Genomic DNA, 17,947 nt, shown 5'->3' with positions numbered 1-17,947 from the left:
TCTTGGGAAGGCTCTGCGCGATCGCGGAGGCAGTGCCGGCGACAGGCTGCTGCTTGCCCAAGAACGGAACACATGATTGGAAGCAACACCCAGAACATAGCCCTTGCCCAGCTTGCGCAGCAGGGTTTCGATCTCTCGGGTGCCGTACACGCTGTCCGCCGCCACGAACGAGAACGGCACCTTTGCGGCGATCGCGCGAGCGATCATTCGACGCGCGATCTTAGGCTTCGTCGCAAAGCTCACATCGGTCGGTACATGCACTGCCTTCAGGCGAGCGGATTCGTCCGTCCATTCCTTTGGAAGTTAGAGCGCCCGGTCGATGAAGGCATGGCCACGCCGCGACACATAGGAGGCGAACACTCCGATCTGGCAATTGGTGATCTTGCCCGCCGAGCCAGTGTACTGGCGTGCGACCCCGCACGAGGGCTTGCCCTGTTGCAAAAAGCCGGTCTCATCGATGACCAGGACCGCGTCGTCATCGTGCGTCGGCATCCGACCGCCATCGCCTGCTGGCGCCGCGGGTCTGGATCGCCGGCCGCTTCCGCCCGGTGGGTGACCATGATTCGGGATCTGATGATTGGTGGTGCGTCGGTTGAGAATACGTTGGCGCTGTGGGCTTCATCGTTGCGAGATGCCAAGCAACTCATGGATTCAGAACCCTCGAAGAGAATGCAACTGTAATGCTAGAAGAGATCAGTTGCCGTCAAGTTGCCGTATCAGGTGAACAGCCGCCGCCACCTTGTCGAGATCTAACGAGTAAATGAACTGGGCCCGGCCGCTCTCCTGCTGCCCAATCATCGCTGCTCCCGCAGATGCCGCCCCAAACCAACGGAATCATGGTTTGCGAGTCGCCCAACCGGAGTTTAGCAATACAATCGAGGAATGAGCGGACATCGATCGACGCGGTTAATTTATGAGTACGCGGCCTACAAGAACGATTACCTTACTCTCGTGACGCCTACGGGCCAATACCGTCGCCGGATGTAGTGGGAGCAATGAGCGCGAAAATTCCGATGTGTCCGCCCTTTCTGTCGGGAAGCCCCCGTTATCCAGACGGTACTCATGAAAATCGCAGCTGTCGGAAGCTTGACGTCTTTGGCAGTGCGATACACGTGGAGCAATCGCGAGAGTTGTGGTGGACGGTTGTTTCATTTGTACTGCGGATCATGATTCAAGCTACCGACACCAGGGCTGGGATCATGCCCTACGAACCTGACGGATTTCGAATGGAGTGTTATGGAACCCCTTCTCCCGAAGGACCGTTGAGGTCGCAAGCCAGGCAGCTGCCGCTGCGTTCTCAACACCATCTGGGTGTTGCGTCCGGGCGCGCCGTGGCACGATCTGCCCGAGCCATTCGGGCCGTATACGACCGCGTACAATCCCTTCAACCGCAGGAGCAAAGCCGGCATCTGGGAGCGGCTTATCGATGCGGTCGTCAAGGCACAAGATGGCAACGCCGCAGATGATCGACAGTTTGACCGTCGGGTCCATCAACATGTCTCCGGGGGTGAAAGAGTGGAAATCGTTGCGTGGGCTGAAGCGGAGGCGGCCTCACCACCATAATCTACCACGCGAAGACCGCCCGCTCCGACTCATGATCACCCTCGGCGAGACCCACAACGTGAAGTGCGCCGGCGCCTTGCTCGACTGACTCTATTCGCGCATCGTCGTTGCCGACAATGGCTATAATGCCACTCGTGTTCGCGCTCAGACCAGTGATCAAGGGGCGCTCCCCAACATCGGCAGCAAAACAACCGGAAGAAGAAGGTTCGGTGGAAGAAGGCCATCTATCGCGAGCGCGACCACGTTGAGCGTTCTTCAATAAGCGAAGCAGTTTCGGTGCATCGCCAGCCCCTACGTGCGTATTCCAGGGATGGTGATCAGCGATTGCAGGCGATCGTGATCACCGTTTCCAAACGATGGTCATCACTTGCGGCGGCGAACACGACTGACGTGTTGATGTGTGCTGGAAATGGTCTTCCTGGTCAAGACGGGCGGGAGGGTCTGGAGATCGGTTTAGCGGCCCTGGGAGGGCCCCGCGCGCGGCGCGGAGTGGCCCCCACGAGCGACGCAGCGGCGCGCGCGGGAGGGGCGTGTGGGCTGGTTGGGCGATCGGGGCGCGCGGTGGTCACGCTGTTGTCCGGTCGTCGGCCCGACGACGCAGGCTGTCGCTCTTGAGCTCGACGCGGTGGGCATTGTGAATGATGCGGTCAATATGGCGTCTCCGAGCGTAAATCGGCAATCACGTCATGCCATTGCGACACGGGGACCTGGCTTGTGATCAACAATGATCCCTTGTCATAGCGATCATCGACGATCTCGAGCAGGTCACGGCGCTAGTCGGCAGTGAGCGGTTCGAGTCCCCAGTCGTCAAGGATGAGTAAATTGACGCGCTCCAGCGCCGCGATCAGGCGTGCGAGAGGGCCTTCGCCACGCGCCTGGTCGAGATCGGCGAACAGGCGGGGGACGGGCTTGTAGAGGATGGAGAAGCCATCGCGAGAGCCTCTGTTGCCAAGCGCGCAAGCCAGCCAGGACTTCCCGGTGCCGGTCGGACCGACGATGACAGGATGGTTGTGCTCGCGGGTCCGTTGGCAGGTGGCGAGGGTCTTAAAGAGGGAACGGTCGAGACCACGAGCGGTGCGATCATCGATATTCTCGATGGTGGCGGCCTGCCGGAGCTTGGCAATGCTCAAGCGCCGTACGAAGGCGGCGGTTGTCGCAGGACGTGACCTCGCGATCGACGAGGAGGCCGAGCCAATCGGGGTGCGGCATATCGGCGGCCTCGGGATTGTCCTGCAGTTCGATGAGGGTGTCTGCCATGGTGGTGAGGCCGAGTGCGCGCAGGCGTTCGACGGTCGGTTGGATGAGCACGATGATCTCCTGATCATTTGTAGTAGTTGCGGCCGCGGATGTTGGCGTGGAGGAGAATGGGCGCCGCCTCCTGGGCCGGGAGGCGCGGTTTTATCGGTGGCGTACTTGAGGATGGCGGCTACCGACTTGTAGGAACGGGCATTGAGCAGCATCGAGCGGGCGCAGGTGGCGTCGACACGTTCCTCCCCATAGCTCTTTACCAGTCCAAGAATGCCGATGGCCGAGCGGAAGCCCTGTTCCGGATGCGGCCGCGAGCGCAGGATGACCTCAATCAGGGTCTCGGCGTCGGGCCCCTACCTTAGCGGCCTCGGAGCGGATACGCTCATGGGCCCAGTCGCGGTAGCGGCGATGCGAGCTTGGCATATGCTCGCGAGCAGTGGTCGGACGATGCGGCTGCGTGCTGCGCAGATGCGAGGCGACGCGCTTGCCGCGCAAGAAAATCTCGACGGTCTTTCGGGTGATCCGTGCCTCAACCTCTTTATGCACGAGGTTGTGAGGCACGCTGCAATAATTTTTGCAATAGCGACATGATAATCGAAGGTTGACCCGACAGCGCTTCCACTCAGCGTACTATGTCGTGTACTCAAATTCGTCTAGCGGATCAGGGCGGACCATGTACCGAACATCGGGGCTGGTATCATGCGCTACGACCCCGAAGGACCGTCGAGGTGACAAGCCAGGCAACAACCGCCGCGTTCTCAACGGCATTTTCTGTGTCCTGCGCGCGGGAGCGCCGTGGCGAGATCTGCCCAAGCGATCCGGGCCTTATACGATCGCTTACAATCGCTTCAACCGCTGGCGCAAAGCCGGCATCTGGGACCCGGCTGATGGATGCGGTCGTCAAGGCACACGATGGCAAGGTGCAGATGATCGCCAGTTCGGTCGTGCGGGTCCATCAGCATGCTTCGGGGTGAAAAAAGAGTGGAGATCGTTGTGTGGGCCGAAGCCGAGGCGGCCTCACCACCAATATCCACGCGCGCGTCGACGCGAAAGACCGGCCGGTCCGCCTCGTGATCACCCCCGGCGAGGCCCACGACGTGGCGTGCGCCGAGGCCCTGCTCGACGGACTCGATGCGCGCGCCGTCGTCATCGCCGACAAAGGCTACGACGCCGATCGTGTTCGTGCCCACATCCGCGATCAAGGTGCGATCCCCAACATTCCCAACAAATCCAACCGGAAGAAGAGGCTCCTGTGGAAGAAGGCCATCATCGCGAGCGCAACCACGTTGAGCGCTTCTTCAACAAAGTGAAGCGGTTTCGACGCATCGCCACCCGCTACGACAAGCTCGGCGCGACGTTCTTCGCTTTCGTTCAACTCGCTTCCGTGCGAATTTGACTTCGATCAATTGAGTCCACACTCTAGTAGGGTTCGTCGGGCAATGGGGTCAGTGCCGGTCGGTCGAGCTCCTCGAATAGCTCGCGCCGACTTCGTCCCCAGCTTCGCAACGGTCGATTGTTGAGATCGACGAGCAGTGCGTGGTTCGCCTCGTTGAGGGCAGCGAGCGAGAAGAAACGGCGGTTGCGCAAGCGCGCCAGAATCCATCGCCCAACGATTTGGACGCCCACCTCGACCTTGGTCGCGTGGACGGTACGGCCGTGATGGAACAATAGCGGTGCGGTACTGGCGGGCAAGATCGGCATGAGTCCGGTTGAGCATCGGCTCGTGAAAGCACGCCCGGGTGATGCCCGCCTTGAGATTGTCGCTAACCGCGCCGGCCTCCGCCCGCTGTGCGACCTGATCTGCGAGCCACGGCAGGAGCAGGGTATCGCTCCATTGAAGGCCGCCTTGTTTGACAAACGCGATGGCTGCTGGTCCTAGGGGTAATCCTAGGAGAAGCGCTATGACGATTCGAGGGCGGAGGTAATCACATCGGTCGAGCGGCGGCGCCGGTGGTCGCAGGCGAGAAGGAACAGCTTTTGCATCATCGCTCGAGCCCGGCGCCAGTGCTTCCGAGGTGGCTCGCGTGGCCGGTTCAGGTTGGCGCAAAGAGTTTGCAAGCACGGTGCAGTGAATATGGCGCCGTTCGTGCCGGCCGCAATTGGGTCGTCTGTATCTGTGCGGGAGGTTGCCGAAGCGCCATTGACGCCGACGACGGCGCGTCGCCGGAAGAGCCTGGGCATCATCGAGATAGATCTTGTTAGCGGGCACCGCATCCGGGTCGATGACGACGTTGATGGCGACGCGCTCTGTCGCGTACTCGATGCTTTGGTAGGCCGGTGATCCCGGTTCCGACGGGCGCGCGAGTGTGGCTTGCGACAGGCTACACGCATGCCTGTTCACCAAAAGACTCGATCGAGGAAGGTTCATCTGGCCATCGGGTTGCGCGCGAAGCTGTGACGATCGCGCCGGCTCAGATGAGCTGCCTCTTGTCCGGAATGGATTGGCGCAACCCGCAAGAAGCACAGAGTCCGACACGGGTCGGATAGCCGTTTTTAGTTTAAATCTGCGGCTTGATCTGATTCAATGGCTTCATGATATCGAAGCCGGACGATCTTCCATCGGACCTTGTCAGCGCTCTGGCGGCGCTGCAGGCGAGGCGCTGATCGCGCATCTTGAGCTGCGAATTGAGAAGTTCAAACGCGAACTGCACGGGCGGCGATCCGAGCGCTCGGCACGGCTGCTCGAGCAGTTGGAGTTGGAGCTCGAGGAACTCGTCACCACAGCGAGTGAGGATGAGCTTGCCGCACAGGCGGCAGCGAAGACGCAGAACGTACGTCCGTTCACGCGTAAGCAGCCGGTGCGCACACGAGCGCGTTGTCGTTGAAGCTCCAACGATCTGCGCTTGCTGCGATTGGATCGCGGCTGGCGAAGGTCGGCGAGGACGTGACCAAGACGCTGGAGGAGATCCCGCGCCGCTTCAAGGACATCGAGACCGTACGCGAAAAGTTCACCTGCCGCGATTGCGAGCAGATCAGCCAGCCGCTTGGCGCCGTTCCATGCCACGCCGCGCGCCTTCATCGGCCCACAATTGTTGGCGACGATCCTGTTCGACAACTTCGGCATGCTTATCCCGCTCAACCGCCAGAGCGTGCGCTTTAAGACCGAAAGGATCGATTTGCCGCTAGCGACGCTGGCCGACCAGATCGACCACGGGACCTTTGCCGTCATGCCGCTCTTCCACTTGATCGAATGCCATGTGCTCGTCGCCGAGCGACTTCATGGCGACGACACCACCATCCGTATCCTGCCGAAGGGCAAGTGCACGACAGGGCAGATCTGGACGTATGTGCGGGATGACCGGCCGTTTCGTCGGGCCTACGACGCGGTCTATTACACGTCGATCGACCGAGGAGGCGCATCCCAAGAAGCATCTGCGCCGGCATCCTGCAAGCCGATTGCTACAACCGTATCGAGCCATTGTTCGATCCGCAGAAGAGGACACGACCAATTACGCCGGCGTATTGCTTTGCACATGCACGGCGAGGCTTCTTCGACGCTGGCTGACATCGAGAAAATGCTCGGCAAGGCAAGAAGGGCAAACCGGTATCCCCGATCGCATTGGAGGCGGTCAGGCGGCTGGATGCCCTGTTCGAGATCGAGCGCCGACGAGCGGCGCGCCGTGCGCCATGGACAGCGCAAGCCGCTTCTCGACGACGCACTCGACTGGCTGCTGCGTGAGCGCAAAACCCTCTCGCGCTCGTCCGAGGTCCTGAAGCCGATCAACTACATGCTCAGGCGCTGGGAGGGCTTCGCCTGCTTCCTTGACGACGGAAGGATCTGCTTGAGCAATAATTACGGCGCACGCGCTTTGAGAGGCATCGCCTTGGGACGGCGCGACTGGACCTTCGCGGGCAGCCAGCGTGGTGCCGACCGTGCCGCCATTTTGCTGACGACGATCACGACGTGTCGTCTCAGTGACGTCGATCCAAAGGCCTGGTTTGCTGACGTCCTCGCCCGCATCGCCGATCTGCCTGCATCGCGGCTGCACGAACTGCTGCCCAGGGAATGGAAGCTTCTGCGCCAAGCCGCCAAATTCGACGATCAGAAAGCCCCCTGACCTTCACCCAACGCCATCATATAGCTCGCGCCGTGCCCGCGCGCAGGCGTCAGTTTTAGCGGTCTTTATCGTAGGCGTATCATAGACCTTCGGACCGCGCTGATGCTGTCGTGGCTGCGCACCTGCTGCGCTAAACCGAGCAACGGGCCGAAGCGAGCTTTGAGCACCGTATCGCCATCAATCTTGCGGCGGATGTCGCGGATAATCCGACCAAGCCTGTCCGCAGGAACTTGAGCTGGCGCCGCGCGCGTTTGAACTGTTGGGCGTGGCTATAGCGGCCGGTCATGAAGCGGCGCGCTTGGCCAGCAGATAGCTCTGGCGCAGCGGCACGTGGCTTCGCTTGGCGAGCCCGACGAGCTTGGTGAGTGCCCCATTGCATCAGACGGGCATCAGTCGGATGCGCGATGGCCTTGGGCTGCGCCTTGGTATCGACGACCACCCGCTCCAGGACCTTGGGGCCGATGGCGTCAGTCTTGTGCGCCACCGATAGGCTTTAAAGCCAACGGTTGGCGCAATCTCATGCACGTCGACGAAGCGATCGCCTGCTTGCTCCGCGCGGAAAAGGGCGATTACCTCGCCGGCGCTCATGTCTCGGTTTGCGGCCTGAACTTCCATCTGACCACGCATCTGCCCGGTTTCCATCCGCCCGGCGCGATCGCGTTGACGGTTAGACCATGCGCAGCGCCCACCAACGCCTCAACGCGGACCAGACCGAGGCACAGTACGCAGCCTTCTAGCGCGCCCCCCGTAGCTTACGGGTGATGCCGTGACCACGACGCAAGCACCGGAAGATTTCGTCAAAGCCGGCCAAGCCGCTTTTAGCGCGAAGAATGGTCCATCCAGCATTACAGATCGAAGACAATTCCATTCGGCATCCGGAAACTGATCGAGTGTTGCGATGAACTGACATCCGGGATTCAAGACAAGAATGTCAGGAGCGGTTGCAAGTACATAGGCGACCACGTCTCGATTCCCGCTCGCAGTGGAGAGATCCGCGTGAAAAACACCTTCGCTAACGATGTCCACGCCATGCACGTCCGCCCCTCGTTCACGCAATTCGGTCGCGATGGCCTTCCCAAGTCCTCCCGCTGCTCCTAGTGCGACTCGACCCTCAGGAGACGATCCTCGCGCGTGGGACTCCTGCTCTTGGCGCTTGCCATCAAGTTTATCAAGTTCCACTTGTGTGGCCTCAAAAAATGGACGCGATCACCATCAGACCGCTGTTGGCAGACGCTTCATTGCTCGTGTTGGTACTCGCCCGTCGATTTAGCCAATCGTAAATATCGTCCGTTCGGCCCGACCATCGATCCCAAGCAAATCGTTGCGCGCCACGCTCATCGTCACGTGTGCGAGCCTGATGGTCGATAACAATGGGCGGATCGTGGCGTCTTGCATGCCACCGGCTCATGTCACCAGGCGTCTATGAACGAGCGGCGTGCGCGGCTACCTCGCAAGGCCGCCGACGCGATCCCTTGTACAATCCACCTGCGCGTTTCAGCGGGGTCAATGACCGCATCGATTTCGACGGCCGCGGCTGTGCTTATCGCGTGTCCACGTTCGTAGGCTTGCGCCACGAGTCGATCAAACAGTGCCTTGCGCTCCGGCCCATTGGCAACTGCCTCCAGCTCTTTTTTGAAGCCCAGCCGAATGGCGCCTTCCAGTCCCATCGGCCCGAACTCGCCGGTCGGCCAGGAGATGGTGAGGTTCGCTGACCGGAAGCCCCCACCTGCCATTGCCATGGCGCCCAGGCCATAGCCTTTGCGCAGTATAACTGCCAGCAAGGCGACGCGCAGTTTGGCGGCAGCGAGGAACATGCGCGAGACGTGCCTCACCTGCGCGCGAGCCTCCACTTCGGGGCCGACCATGAAGCCCGGCGTATCAATCAGGGACACGATCGGAAGCCCGTGTGCGTCGCACAGCTGCATGAAACGCGCGGCCTTGTCCGCGGCATCCGGGTCGATCGCGCCCCCGAGGTGATGCGGGTTGTTGGCCATGATGCCCACGGGCTGTCCTTCCACGCGAGCGAGCGCCGTATGGACCCCAAGACCGAATCCGCTCCGCAGCATTAGCACGCTGCCCGTATCCGCGATGCCCTGGATCGCCTTGCGGGTGTCGTACACGCGTAAGCGGCTTTCCGGCACGACGTGACGCAAGTGGATCGGATCGGGCGCGATCCAGTGCTCGATGCAGCCCTGGAACATGGACAAGTAATGTTTGGCAACTTGCGTGGCCTGTGCTTCGTTCTCCACGAGAACGTCGACGACGCCGTTTGCGTATTGTACGGAGGCTGGACCAACATCCTCAGGGCGAAAGACCCCGAGGCCGCCGCCTTCGATCATGGCGGGACCGGCCATGCCGATGTTGGCGGACCGATCCGCGATAATGACATCGCAGCATCCTAGGAAAGCGGCATTGCCGGCAAAGCAGCGGCCGGAGACGATGCCTACGACCGGCACCTTGCCGCTGAGATGAGCGAATGCAGCAAACGACGGTTGGAAGAGGCCGGAGACCGAAGGAATGTCCACATCTCCGGGGCGGCCGCCGCCACCTTCCGCGAACAGCACAAGAGGCAGCTCGTCGCGCGCTGCCACCTCGACGATGCGGTCCGTTTTGAGGTGGTTGCGCTTTCCTTGGGTGCCCGCCAACACCGTGGCGTCGTAGGCCATCACGGCGGTGCGCGCGTGCGCTTTGCCAACCAAGGCCTCGTTGACGTTCCCGATCCCGGTGATAAGCCCGTCGGCCGGCGTGTGCGCGATCAGATCCGCCTGCGTGCGGCGAGTGGCCTGCGCTGCTAGCGCTAGCGCACCATATTCCACGAAGCTGTCCGGATCGCACAAGTCGGCGACGTTTTCACGCGCCGTGCGCTGCCCGCGCGAACGCCGCTTGGCCACGGCGTCGGGACGGGCTTCGTCATAAAGAACAGTATGTCGATCTAGCACCCGCTGCAGATCCCCCCGAATCACATGTGGGTCGGTGCCGTGCGTTGAATGCCCGGAAACCCTATCAGTCTCGAGGGGCTCCAGTACCAGGAGTACCTGGCCTTCGAACGCCTGAGCTCCGGCCTGCAGCCGCAGATCGATCACCCGACCGCCACATTGGGCAGCAATCGTGTGCTCCATCTTCATGGCCTCAAGGACCGCAACCGTTTGCCCTGGCTGAATTAGATCATCCAACTGGACAGTGATCTCGACCACTTGCCCACTCAGCGGAGCGCGAACTGCCGCAGCTCCGTAGCCGACGGTTTCGTCAATGTCGGCGGAAGGCGGCGCTGCTGTGGTGAAGCGGACGCTCGTACCCTCAAGGAGCGTTTCTCGCGCGCGCTCGGCTTCCCCGATTTCCGCTGCAGATTCGGTTAGCTCCCGAACAATCGCTTCAAAGTGGCGCGTGTGTACGTTCTGCGAGAGAAAGTCCGCACGCTGCGCGAGAGCGCGCAGCAGGTCCAGGTTGGTCGGCACGCCGACAATGCGGAATTCTAGTAAGCTCCGCTGCAGACGGCGTACGGCGTCACCGAACCGGGGGGACGCACTCGTGACAATCAGTTTCGCGAGAAGCGTATCAAAGCTAGGCGCCGGCTCATAGCCGGTGTAGCCGTGCGAGTCGACTCGAACGTCAGGACCCGAAGGCGGGTCGAACCGTTCCAGGCGTCCGTGCGCCGGGCGCGCGGCACCCGTGGCATCCATCAGCTCCGCATTGATGCGTACCTGAATGGAGTATCCCCTGGGTTGGGGAGGCGAACTCGGGTCAATGCCCAGCTCGCCTAGACTCCGGCCCGCTGCCAGCCCAATCTGCAGCGCTACCAGGTCCACGCCTGTGACCTGCTCGGTCACGGTGTGCTCCACCTGCAACCGCGGATTGGCCTCGATAAAGACGAACCCGTGATGCGCGCCACCCTCGGTTTCTTCGACCAGGAACTCGAAGGTGCCCAGGTTCAGATAGCCAACCCGGCATGCAATGCCGCAAGCTGCAGCGGTGATTCGCTCGCGAAGTTCGGGTTTCAACACGGGGCTCGGAGCGATCTCCACCAGTTTCTGAAACCGGCGCTGCAGAGTGCAATCCCGTTCGCCGAGGGTGACGACGTGGGTACCGTCGCCGGCGATCTGCACTTCAATATGGCGCGCCCGACTGACAAGGCGTTCGGCGTACAATGCGTCGACGCCGAAGGCAGCCCTCGCCTCCGACCGACAACGCGCATATGCCTCGGCGATGTCTTCTCGGCGGCGCACAATGCGCATGCCGCGACCGCCGCCCCCGCCCGAGGCCTTGATGACGATGCCGGAGCCGCCCTGGGCGTCGAAGAACGCTGTAATTTGCTCAAGCGAGGCTTCGCCTGGCGTGGCTGGCATCACTGCCACCCCGCACTTTGCCGCGAACTGCAATGCATGACCCTTGTTACCGAACAGCGCCAGCTGCTGCACCGTGGGGCCGACGAACTTGATACCCGCATCGCGGCAAGCCTGGGCAAAGTCTGTCCGCTCGCTCAAAAAGCCGTACCCCGGATGGACGGCGTCGCATCCAGTCTCCTTCGCTGCCGCGATGATTCCCGCGATGTCCATGTACGCAGACGGGCCCGCGCCAGGCAGGGCCTGCGCCACGTCGGCCAGCATCCGGTGCCGTGAGCAGACGTCATCCTGAGAGTAGACGGCCACCGTGGCAACACCGAGGTCGCGTGCGGCGCGCTGTACACGCAAAGCAATCTCTCCCCGGTTCGCGATCAACAGCTTCTTCAATTCGCTCTCCTCATTCTTTTGACGGTGCAGGCACGGAAAACAGACCTTGCGAACCTTCCCGACGGCCACTCCCGTCGAATAGCGCAGGGCGAGCTTAAATTTGGCAGGTGACCGTCATCGCGGCGGTAGCCCGATCCACGATCTCGTGCGCACGCGTAGCTTGACTTTCAGCGCCTGGCTGAGAACGTATGAAACAAAACCAAGGCGCGGTGCAGCCACGTTCAATGCCGAGGTCGGCGGCGGCATCGCCCCGGGTGTCGATCGCTGTTCATTTCTTAGCAATCACGGCAGCATTTTCGCGATATGTGGTGACACGCTCAGGCCACAGAGGCGATGGTGAGCCGGCACCGGTCTGTGATGTCGTATAATCGGTGGAAGCACCACGAACTTGAAGACGATAGCCGCGATCGACGGATCGCAGCACGTAGACGCACGCAACAACATCCGTCTCGAACGTCGCGACGTCGATCAGTGTCGGCTCGCTATACCAAAGCTTGCCACCTTCGGCACTGCCGATTACGACTCTTGTTCGCTCGGCGGGATCACCAGTCCTGAACAGATCTTCAGCACAATACGTCGAGTCATAGGTTAGAACTGGGATTTTAGCATCCCGCGGGAGTTGGCGAAGCAGCGCTGGTAACAGCAGCACGCTCGATATCATCACGGGGGCATTCACGAACGAGGCCACCGCTTGATGACGAATAGAAAACCAGCGGGTTGAGCTGAACGCCACGGCGCTTCGCGCCGACCAACCGTCGGGCGGCTGCAATGCAGGTACGTTCAACGGCCGGATCGCCGAAGACAACATTCTGTCCCCAAGCTTCTGGGACCGTCTCCAAGATGACGCGAAGCTACAGGTTGCCGAGTTCAGCATCGGGCCGGGGCGCAACGTCGGGGGATTCAACACTCTCAGGGAGTGTGGTATTTTTGAAATCATAAATCGAAGGATAGCCAATGTTGAGAGCCGCGTTTGCCTTAAAATCCGCCGTCCTAAACCGAAATTCTGCGACTTGTTATCAAGGGGCAGCTTTTTTCAGCGACCTGATATCAGTTTAGCAGGGTTCGACCGTGACCGTCGTTATGCACAACATTCTGCAACCTTGAGCCGATCTGGGCGCCGCGCCGTCGCCCCCCAAACAAAAAGATTGGACGCCGTTACTCCGCCAATTGCGCGACCAACAGCCCTTAGCCTCGTCGAAAAGTTTCGCGTTCAGGTAACGACACGCAGAATTTCGGCCCTGTCGGCTGCGATATTAGGGAACTTCGACTTTCTGAGCGGATAAGAATCGGAGCGAAGAGACAAGCCTAAGCCGAAATCGATGTTTTGCCGAAGGACTCAAGGGCACTGGGCGATCTGCGCGCGAGTCGCTGGTTCAACTTTCGAATCCTGAGCGGGAGGACGGATCAACACTAAGGGGGCAAGTGCATGGAGCGCGCCGCATGTTCTCACGCCATGGACGATCTTGCTTCCGCGCGGCGAGACACCGCGATGTTTTTGGCCATTTTGCCTGTCGAACTCTGCGAATCCATGAGTCGACGGTCTTGGGTGACCAGATGGATGAGTGTCTGAGACCTCTACCACCTGCGCAGTGGGCTGAGCATCAAACTAAAATGGAACCTTCGATGAAGAATGCTAGACGTGAGTCTCGCCGAGATTTCCGCACTTTGTGGGTTACCATCATCAATGAGTCGCCTGGCAACTTCAAAGGCCGTTAATGCACTAAAATATGCCCCATTCGCTTGTGCTGCGACCCCATCGAACTTCCCGCCTACTACTTGCCGGCGGCGGACTCGGTGTATGCACCCCGGCAATCATTTGCATCGGCAAGGAAGACGAAACAGGAGAAACGATTCTGGCAAGGCTCCCGCCTGTAGCGGTTAGTCGGGGTCTGTCGGTTCTCGTTGTCTCTCATTCAAACGTCTTCAAATTTTTCGCGGCCAATCGGAATTCTTGTCGTCTTGCTGTTTGGACATTTGTCAGCTCGGCCCGAGGTTGATGCTACGCGCACTGGCACTTATGGAGAAGGTTTGTCGGCTGCTATCGCGACGGAATTCGCTGCTTCTGATCGGCGCATTGCTGCGGCGGGTCGCGGTGTGTGGCCTGTCGGATGGATGATGCGAGCTGCAGATGGATTAGACGAAGAAATAGCTTCCGCCCCGTCGCTAGCACCTATTGCGAAATTGAGATGCCCAGTGCTTGTGGTCGCCGGCGGGCGCGGCGTCATCAGCGTATCGGAGGCGATCAAACTGAAAGCCGACTGTATAGCGAGGTCAGCTGATTTAGAGTTGACCATACCATAGATCATCCAGAGCCCCTCGGGTGCAATCGAAAGCTTCGTGACTTCCTAAGATTGCATCTTCACATTTATGGAAGACAAGCTCGTAAAATGTTGAGGTCAATAGCCGTTCCCGCCAAGGTAGCCGCAAACTCCTCGGTCGACACAGTCGAGTTTATGCCCGCTATCCAACCCCGCAAAAAGCCTCTCGTTGATCCACCGCCATAAGCCTATATCAGGGGCAGGCATTCGTGAGATGAAAATGTGCTGGTGAAGTCCTTTCAGGAGGCGACGAGCCCAGGCAAGGCCACGTCTGACGTGAATCGATCTACTGTCCATAAACACAAGAGCGCGTTGAAAGAGTGATGCGAAAAAGTGGCCGTAAAAGAGAATTAAAAGGCACTGTTCTTTGCGGCTGTGCCCCATCAGGACGTGACGAGTGAGACGGGGGGCAATGGAGATGCGAGCATTCATGATCGTTGTTCTTAAAGCAAGGTAGAAGAGAAGGAGAGTTACATGGACTTTACAATGTCGGCGAAGCAAACGGAGTGGCTGGATCGTGTGCGGTCGTTCATGACCAAACATGTTCGGCCAGCCGTTCCCGTCTACCATCAACAAGATGTCGAGGGTGATAGGTGGAAGATCATCCCTGTAGTAGAGGAGCTGAAGAAGAAGGCGCGTGCCGAAGGGCTCTGGAACTTGTTTCTGCCGCCATCTGCGCATGAGGACGATGAATTTCGGGGCGCGGGATTGACCAACCTGGAATATGCACTGCTTGCGGAAGAGATGGGGCGCATCGGTTGGGCTTCAGAAGTCTTCAACTGCTCTGCGCCGGATACAGGCAATATGGAGGTCCTAATCCGATACGGTACCCAGGAGCAGAAGCGCAAATGGCTGCGCCCCCTACTCGATGGTGAGATCCGCTCTGCGTTCCTCATGACGGAGCCTGCAGTCGCCTCATCGGATGCGACCAATATCGAGACCCGGATCGAGCGGGACGGGAATCATTACATCATCAACGGGCGCAAGTGGTGGTCATCAGGCGTTGGCGATCCTCGCTGCAAGATTGCCGTTCTTATGGGCAAGACCGACTTGAACGCGCCGCGCCACAAACAGCAGTCACAGATCCTGGTTCCGCTGGACGCGCCCGGCATCACGATCGAGCGGATGCTGCCCGTGTTTGGCTATGACGATGCGCCGCATGGTCACGGCCAAGTGCTGCTTGAGAATGTCCGGGTTCCCAGAGGCAATCTGTTGCTGGGTGAAGGCAGAGGTTTTGAGATCGCCCAAGGTCGGCTCGGTCCCGGCCGCATTCACCATTGCATGCGCACCATCGGCAGGGCCGAAGAGGCCATGGAGAAAATGGTCCACCGGCTCAATTCGCGCGTCGCTTTCGGGAAGAGGGTAGCCGAGCATTCGGTTTGGGAGCAGCGCATTGCTGAGGCGCGCATTGACATCGAAATGACCCGGCTGTTGTGCCTGAAGGCAGCCGATATCATGGATAAGGTCGGTAACAAGACCGCTCAGCTCGAAATCGCCATGATCAAAGTGGCGGCCCCTCGCATGGCGCTCAAGGTCATCGACCAGGCTATCCAAGCCTTCGGCGGTGCCGGCGTGTCGGACGAGGCTGGGCTTGCGCGCCACTATGCCTCCGCTCGAACGATGCGTCTCGCGGATGGCCCCGATGAGGTGCACTGCCGCTCGATCGCCAGGCTTGAACTGCGAAAATACGCCGATTCTGCGGTAATTTGAGAAAACGGGGCGCCGTGGCGCTCCAAAGAAGAGCTGAAGGAGCGCCTCTTGGCCAAAGATCTAAATGAGGATGAAGAGTTTTCAGGCACGAAGCCTATTGAGGAGAGGCATCGCTTCAACGAGACAAACCTTGATGCCTGGATGCGCGAGCGCGTGGAGGGCTATACGGGTCCTCTCACCGTGCTGCGATTCAAGGGTGGACAGTCAAACCCGACATATCGGTTGAACACGCCCGGTGGCTCTTACGTGATGCGCCGCAAGCCCTTCGGCAAACTGTTGCCTTCGGCGCATTCGGTTGACCGGGAGTTCCGCGTCATCTCGGCTCTTGGCAAACGGGGATATCCAGTTGCGCATGCCCACGCGCTTTGTACCGATGACAACGTTATCGGTGCAGCATTCTATATCATGTCCATGGAAGAGGGGCGGGTGTTCTGGGACCCCACCCTGCCAAGTCTTTCGCGGGAGGTGAGACCCGCGATCTTTACGAGCAAGATCGAGACGTTAGCGAAGCTCCACATGTACGATCCCGAAAATCTCGATCTCGTGGGCTTCGGCAAGCCCGGTAATTATTTCGCGCGTCAGGTCGACCGCTGGACTAGGCAATATCGGGCCTCGGAAACGCAATATATTCCCGAAATCGAAAAGCTAATCGAGTGGCTGCCGCGGACGCTCCCCGAGCAAAAACGTATCTCTGTCGTGCATGGTGACTATCGCCTTGACAACATGATTTTCCATGCCACGGAGCCGCGGGTGACTGCGGTGCTCGACTGGGAGTTATCTACGCTCGGCGACCCCACGGCCGATTTCACCTACCTGTTGATGCAGTGGACCATGCCGGGTCTGCGCGGTGCCGACTTTCATGTACTCAACATCCCTAGGATGGAAGAGGCCGCGGACATCTATTCCAATTGTACCGGCACTGAGCTTCCAGACTTGAACTGGTACTTCTCATATAATCTCTTCCGTCTCGCAGGCATCACCCAGGGTATTGCAGGCCGCATCCGCGAGGGTACCGCGGCCAATGCCAAAGCTCTCGAGGCCGCCAAGCGCACCGTCCCCCTCGCGCAGGCGTCCTGGGAGTATGCGCAGAGAGCGGGGGCAGTGTAGCGCGCGAGCAGCAAAATAAACCCAATAAACTGCGCGGCCGTTGCCCAGATTTCCAATCTCGATGAGTCGCTACTTGCGTTATATCGGCACCACACCAGGAAGTCTCTGCGCCTTAGGAACTTTGTGAGCAGGACGTCGCCTGTCTCAGTATCAATTCGAGGTGGAATTGCACACCATACGTTGCGCAACAGCGATGTGCGAGGGTCATAATCTCGCCCTTTCTCAGAACGCGTAGTCACCGCGAGATGCGGGATACATGACCCTTCGAGCTCTACAACAAGAGAATGATGCCGGCCGACGCAAAGAGGTCTCCTTCCGGTGAGGGCCGCCTTCTCGGGTAGGGCGCGTGCTGTGTAACAGCGCTTATGGTCGGCAATAAGTTCAGTGCTCAGATTGAACGGTTCGAGGTTGTTGAGACTGGCCGTCGCCGTCGCCGGACCGATGATGAGAAGCTCAAGATCGTCCCGGAGAGTTTGTAGGCCCCGCATGCGCTCTCATCCACAGCGCGACGATACGGCATCTCGCGCTCGATCCTGTTGACTTGGCGACGATCGTTGGGCCGCGCACGAGCAATAGTGAACAACCTCAGCCAGCCTTATTGCTGGCAATGTTGATGTGGGAGGAACCACCGGCGCCCCTCAGTAGCTTTAGTGGCGCCAGCGAGCGGACGCATGGAGATTGTCGCGGCAAGGCCTGTGAGAGCGCAGCGTCCCGCTGGTCGCTGTGATCTGAAGGTCTGGATGCGTGAACAACGCGCCAAGCTCTCACAGACCCAACGATGTTGCCAAGGGCGATGGACGACATGCTCAAGCGCTGGGGTGCATTTACCCACTTCAAGCAGCCTGGGTGACCGCTATGCGGTCCTCACCGGCTTTCAATTACCCATAACTTTGACCATTCAAGCTGATCCGCTGATCGGCGAAATCTTGAATTGAAAGAATCATTTGTGATTCCTTGCTGAGCACCTGATTCGCGAGGGGAGTGCTCTATGGGGCTGACATTGAGGGATCGATCGACAAAAGGCTGTTTGCGGTCCATGGACGGGGAATGTTGGATTGATCGAGAGAGTAGTGGATGCGAGTTTAGGGACGGGCTGACCTTGCCCCCAAGTTTTATCCAATCCTGAGTTGGCTCCGGTTGTTGGATTTGCCCGGTTGGGCGGTGGTAGCGACGGGAGCTGGCGCGGAGCCCTCGGCATAGCAGCGCCAGATCCCGC

The 17,947-nt window shown here is 59.8% G+C and carries 4 protein-coding genes and 6 pseudogenes; 4 read left to right on the top strand and 6 right to left on the bottom strand.

Annotated elements, in window-relative coordinates:
- Positions 1-30: 30 nt before the first annotated feature.
- Positions 31-492 (bottom strand): annotated as a pseudogene (locus I6F12_RS10615) (transposase); the annotation flags it as partial.
- A 1,636-nt stretch (positions 493-2,128) separates the two neighbouring features.
- Positions 2,129-2,871: pseudogene (gene istB / locus I6F12_RS10605) on the bottom strand (IS21-like element helper ATPase IstB).
- 613 nt (positions 2,872-3,484) lie between these two features.
- Here istB and I6F12_RS10600 point away from each other — a divergent pair.
- Positions 3,485-4,207 (top strand): annotated as a pseudogene (locus tag I6F12_RS10600) (IS5 family transposase).
- 38 nt (positions 4,208-4,245) lie between these two features.
- Here the strand turns inward: I6F12_RS10600 and I6F12_RS10595 are convergent.
- A pseudogene (locus I6F12_RS10595) lies at positions 4,246-4,573 on the bottom strand (IS21 family transposase); the annotation flags it as partial.
- Positions 4,574-5,343: 770 nt separating this feature from the next.
- On the opposite strand from I6F12_RS10595, the pseudogene I6F12_RS37465 reads away from it, so the two are divergent.
- Positions 5,344-6,869 (top strand): annotated as a pseudogene (locus I6F12_RS37465) (IS66 family transposase).
- 81 nt (positions 6,870-6,950) lie between these two features.
- On the opposite strand, the pseudogene I6F12_RS10570 reads toward I6F12_RS37465, so the two are convergent.
- From I6F12_RS10570 to I6F12_RS10555, 3 genes and pseudogenes are all read right to left on the bottom strand, one after another.
- A pseudogene (locus tag I6F12_RS10570) lies at positions 6,951-7,362 on the bottom strand (IS5/IS1182 family transposase); the annotation flags it as partial.
- A gap of 916 nt (positions 7,363-8,278) precedes the next feature.
- A complete protein-coding gene (locus I6F12_RS10560; RefSeq protein WP_225156151.1) occupies positions 8,279-11,596 on the bottom strand; it encodes a carboxyl transferase domain-containing protein in 3,318 nt (1,105 codons plus the stop codon).
- A gap of 268 nt (positions 11,597-11,864) precedes the next feature.
- Positions 11,865-12,404 carry a hypothetical protein gene (locus I6F12_RS10555; RefSeq protein ID WP_225156150.1) on the bottom strand — a complete coding sequence of 180 codons (540 nt, stop codon included), beginning with the start codon at positions 12,402-12,404 and terminating at the stop codon, positions 11,865-11,867.
- A gap of 1,984 nt (positions 12,405-14,388) precedes the next feature.
- On the opposite strand from I6F12_RS10555, the gene I6F12_RS10550 reads away from it, so the two are divergent.
- Together I6F12_RS10550 and I6F12_RS10545 are read left to right on the top strand one after the other, a co-directional pair.
- Positions 14,389-15,624: an acyl-CoA dehydrogenase family protein gene (locus I6F12_RS10550; protein WP_225156149.1), complete on the top strand. Its 1,236-nt coding sequence runs from the start codon at positions 14,389-14,391 to the stop codon at positions 15,622-15,624.
- A 48-nt stretch (positions 15,625-15,672) separates the two neighbouring features.
- Positions 15,673-16,731, top strand: coding sequence for a phosphotransferase family protein (locus I6F12_RS10545; RefSeq protein ID WP_225156148.1), 1,059 nt, complete (start codon positions 15,673-15,675; stop codon positions 16,729-16,731).
- Positions 16,732-17,947 lie beyond the last annotated feature (1,216 nt).

Source organism: Bradyrhizobium sp. IC4059, assembly GCF_020193615.1.
In the GTDB taxonomy this organism is placed as follows: Bacteria; Pseudomonadota; Alphaproteobacteria; order Rhizobiales; family Xanthobacteraceae; genus Bradyrhizobium; species Bradyrhizobium yuanmingense.
Note: the sequence above shows the minus strand (reverse complement) of the source record. Positions and strands in the feature narration are given on the sequence as shown.

What these genes read in the sequence shown, in the direction of transcription:
- I6F12_RS10550 (WP_225156149.1), top strand. Translation starts at nt 14,389, where the DNA reads ATGGACTTTACAATGTCGGCGAAGCAAACGGAGTGGCTGGATCGTGTG.
- I6F12_RS10555 (WP_225156150.1), bottom strand. Translation starts at nt 12,404, where the DNA reads ATGTTGTCTTCGGCGATCCGGCCGTTGAACGTACCTGCATTGCAGCCG.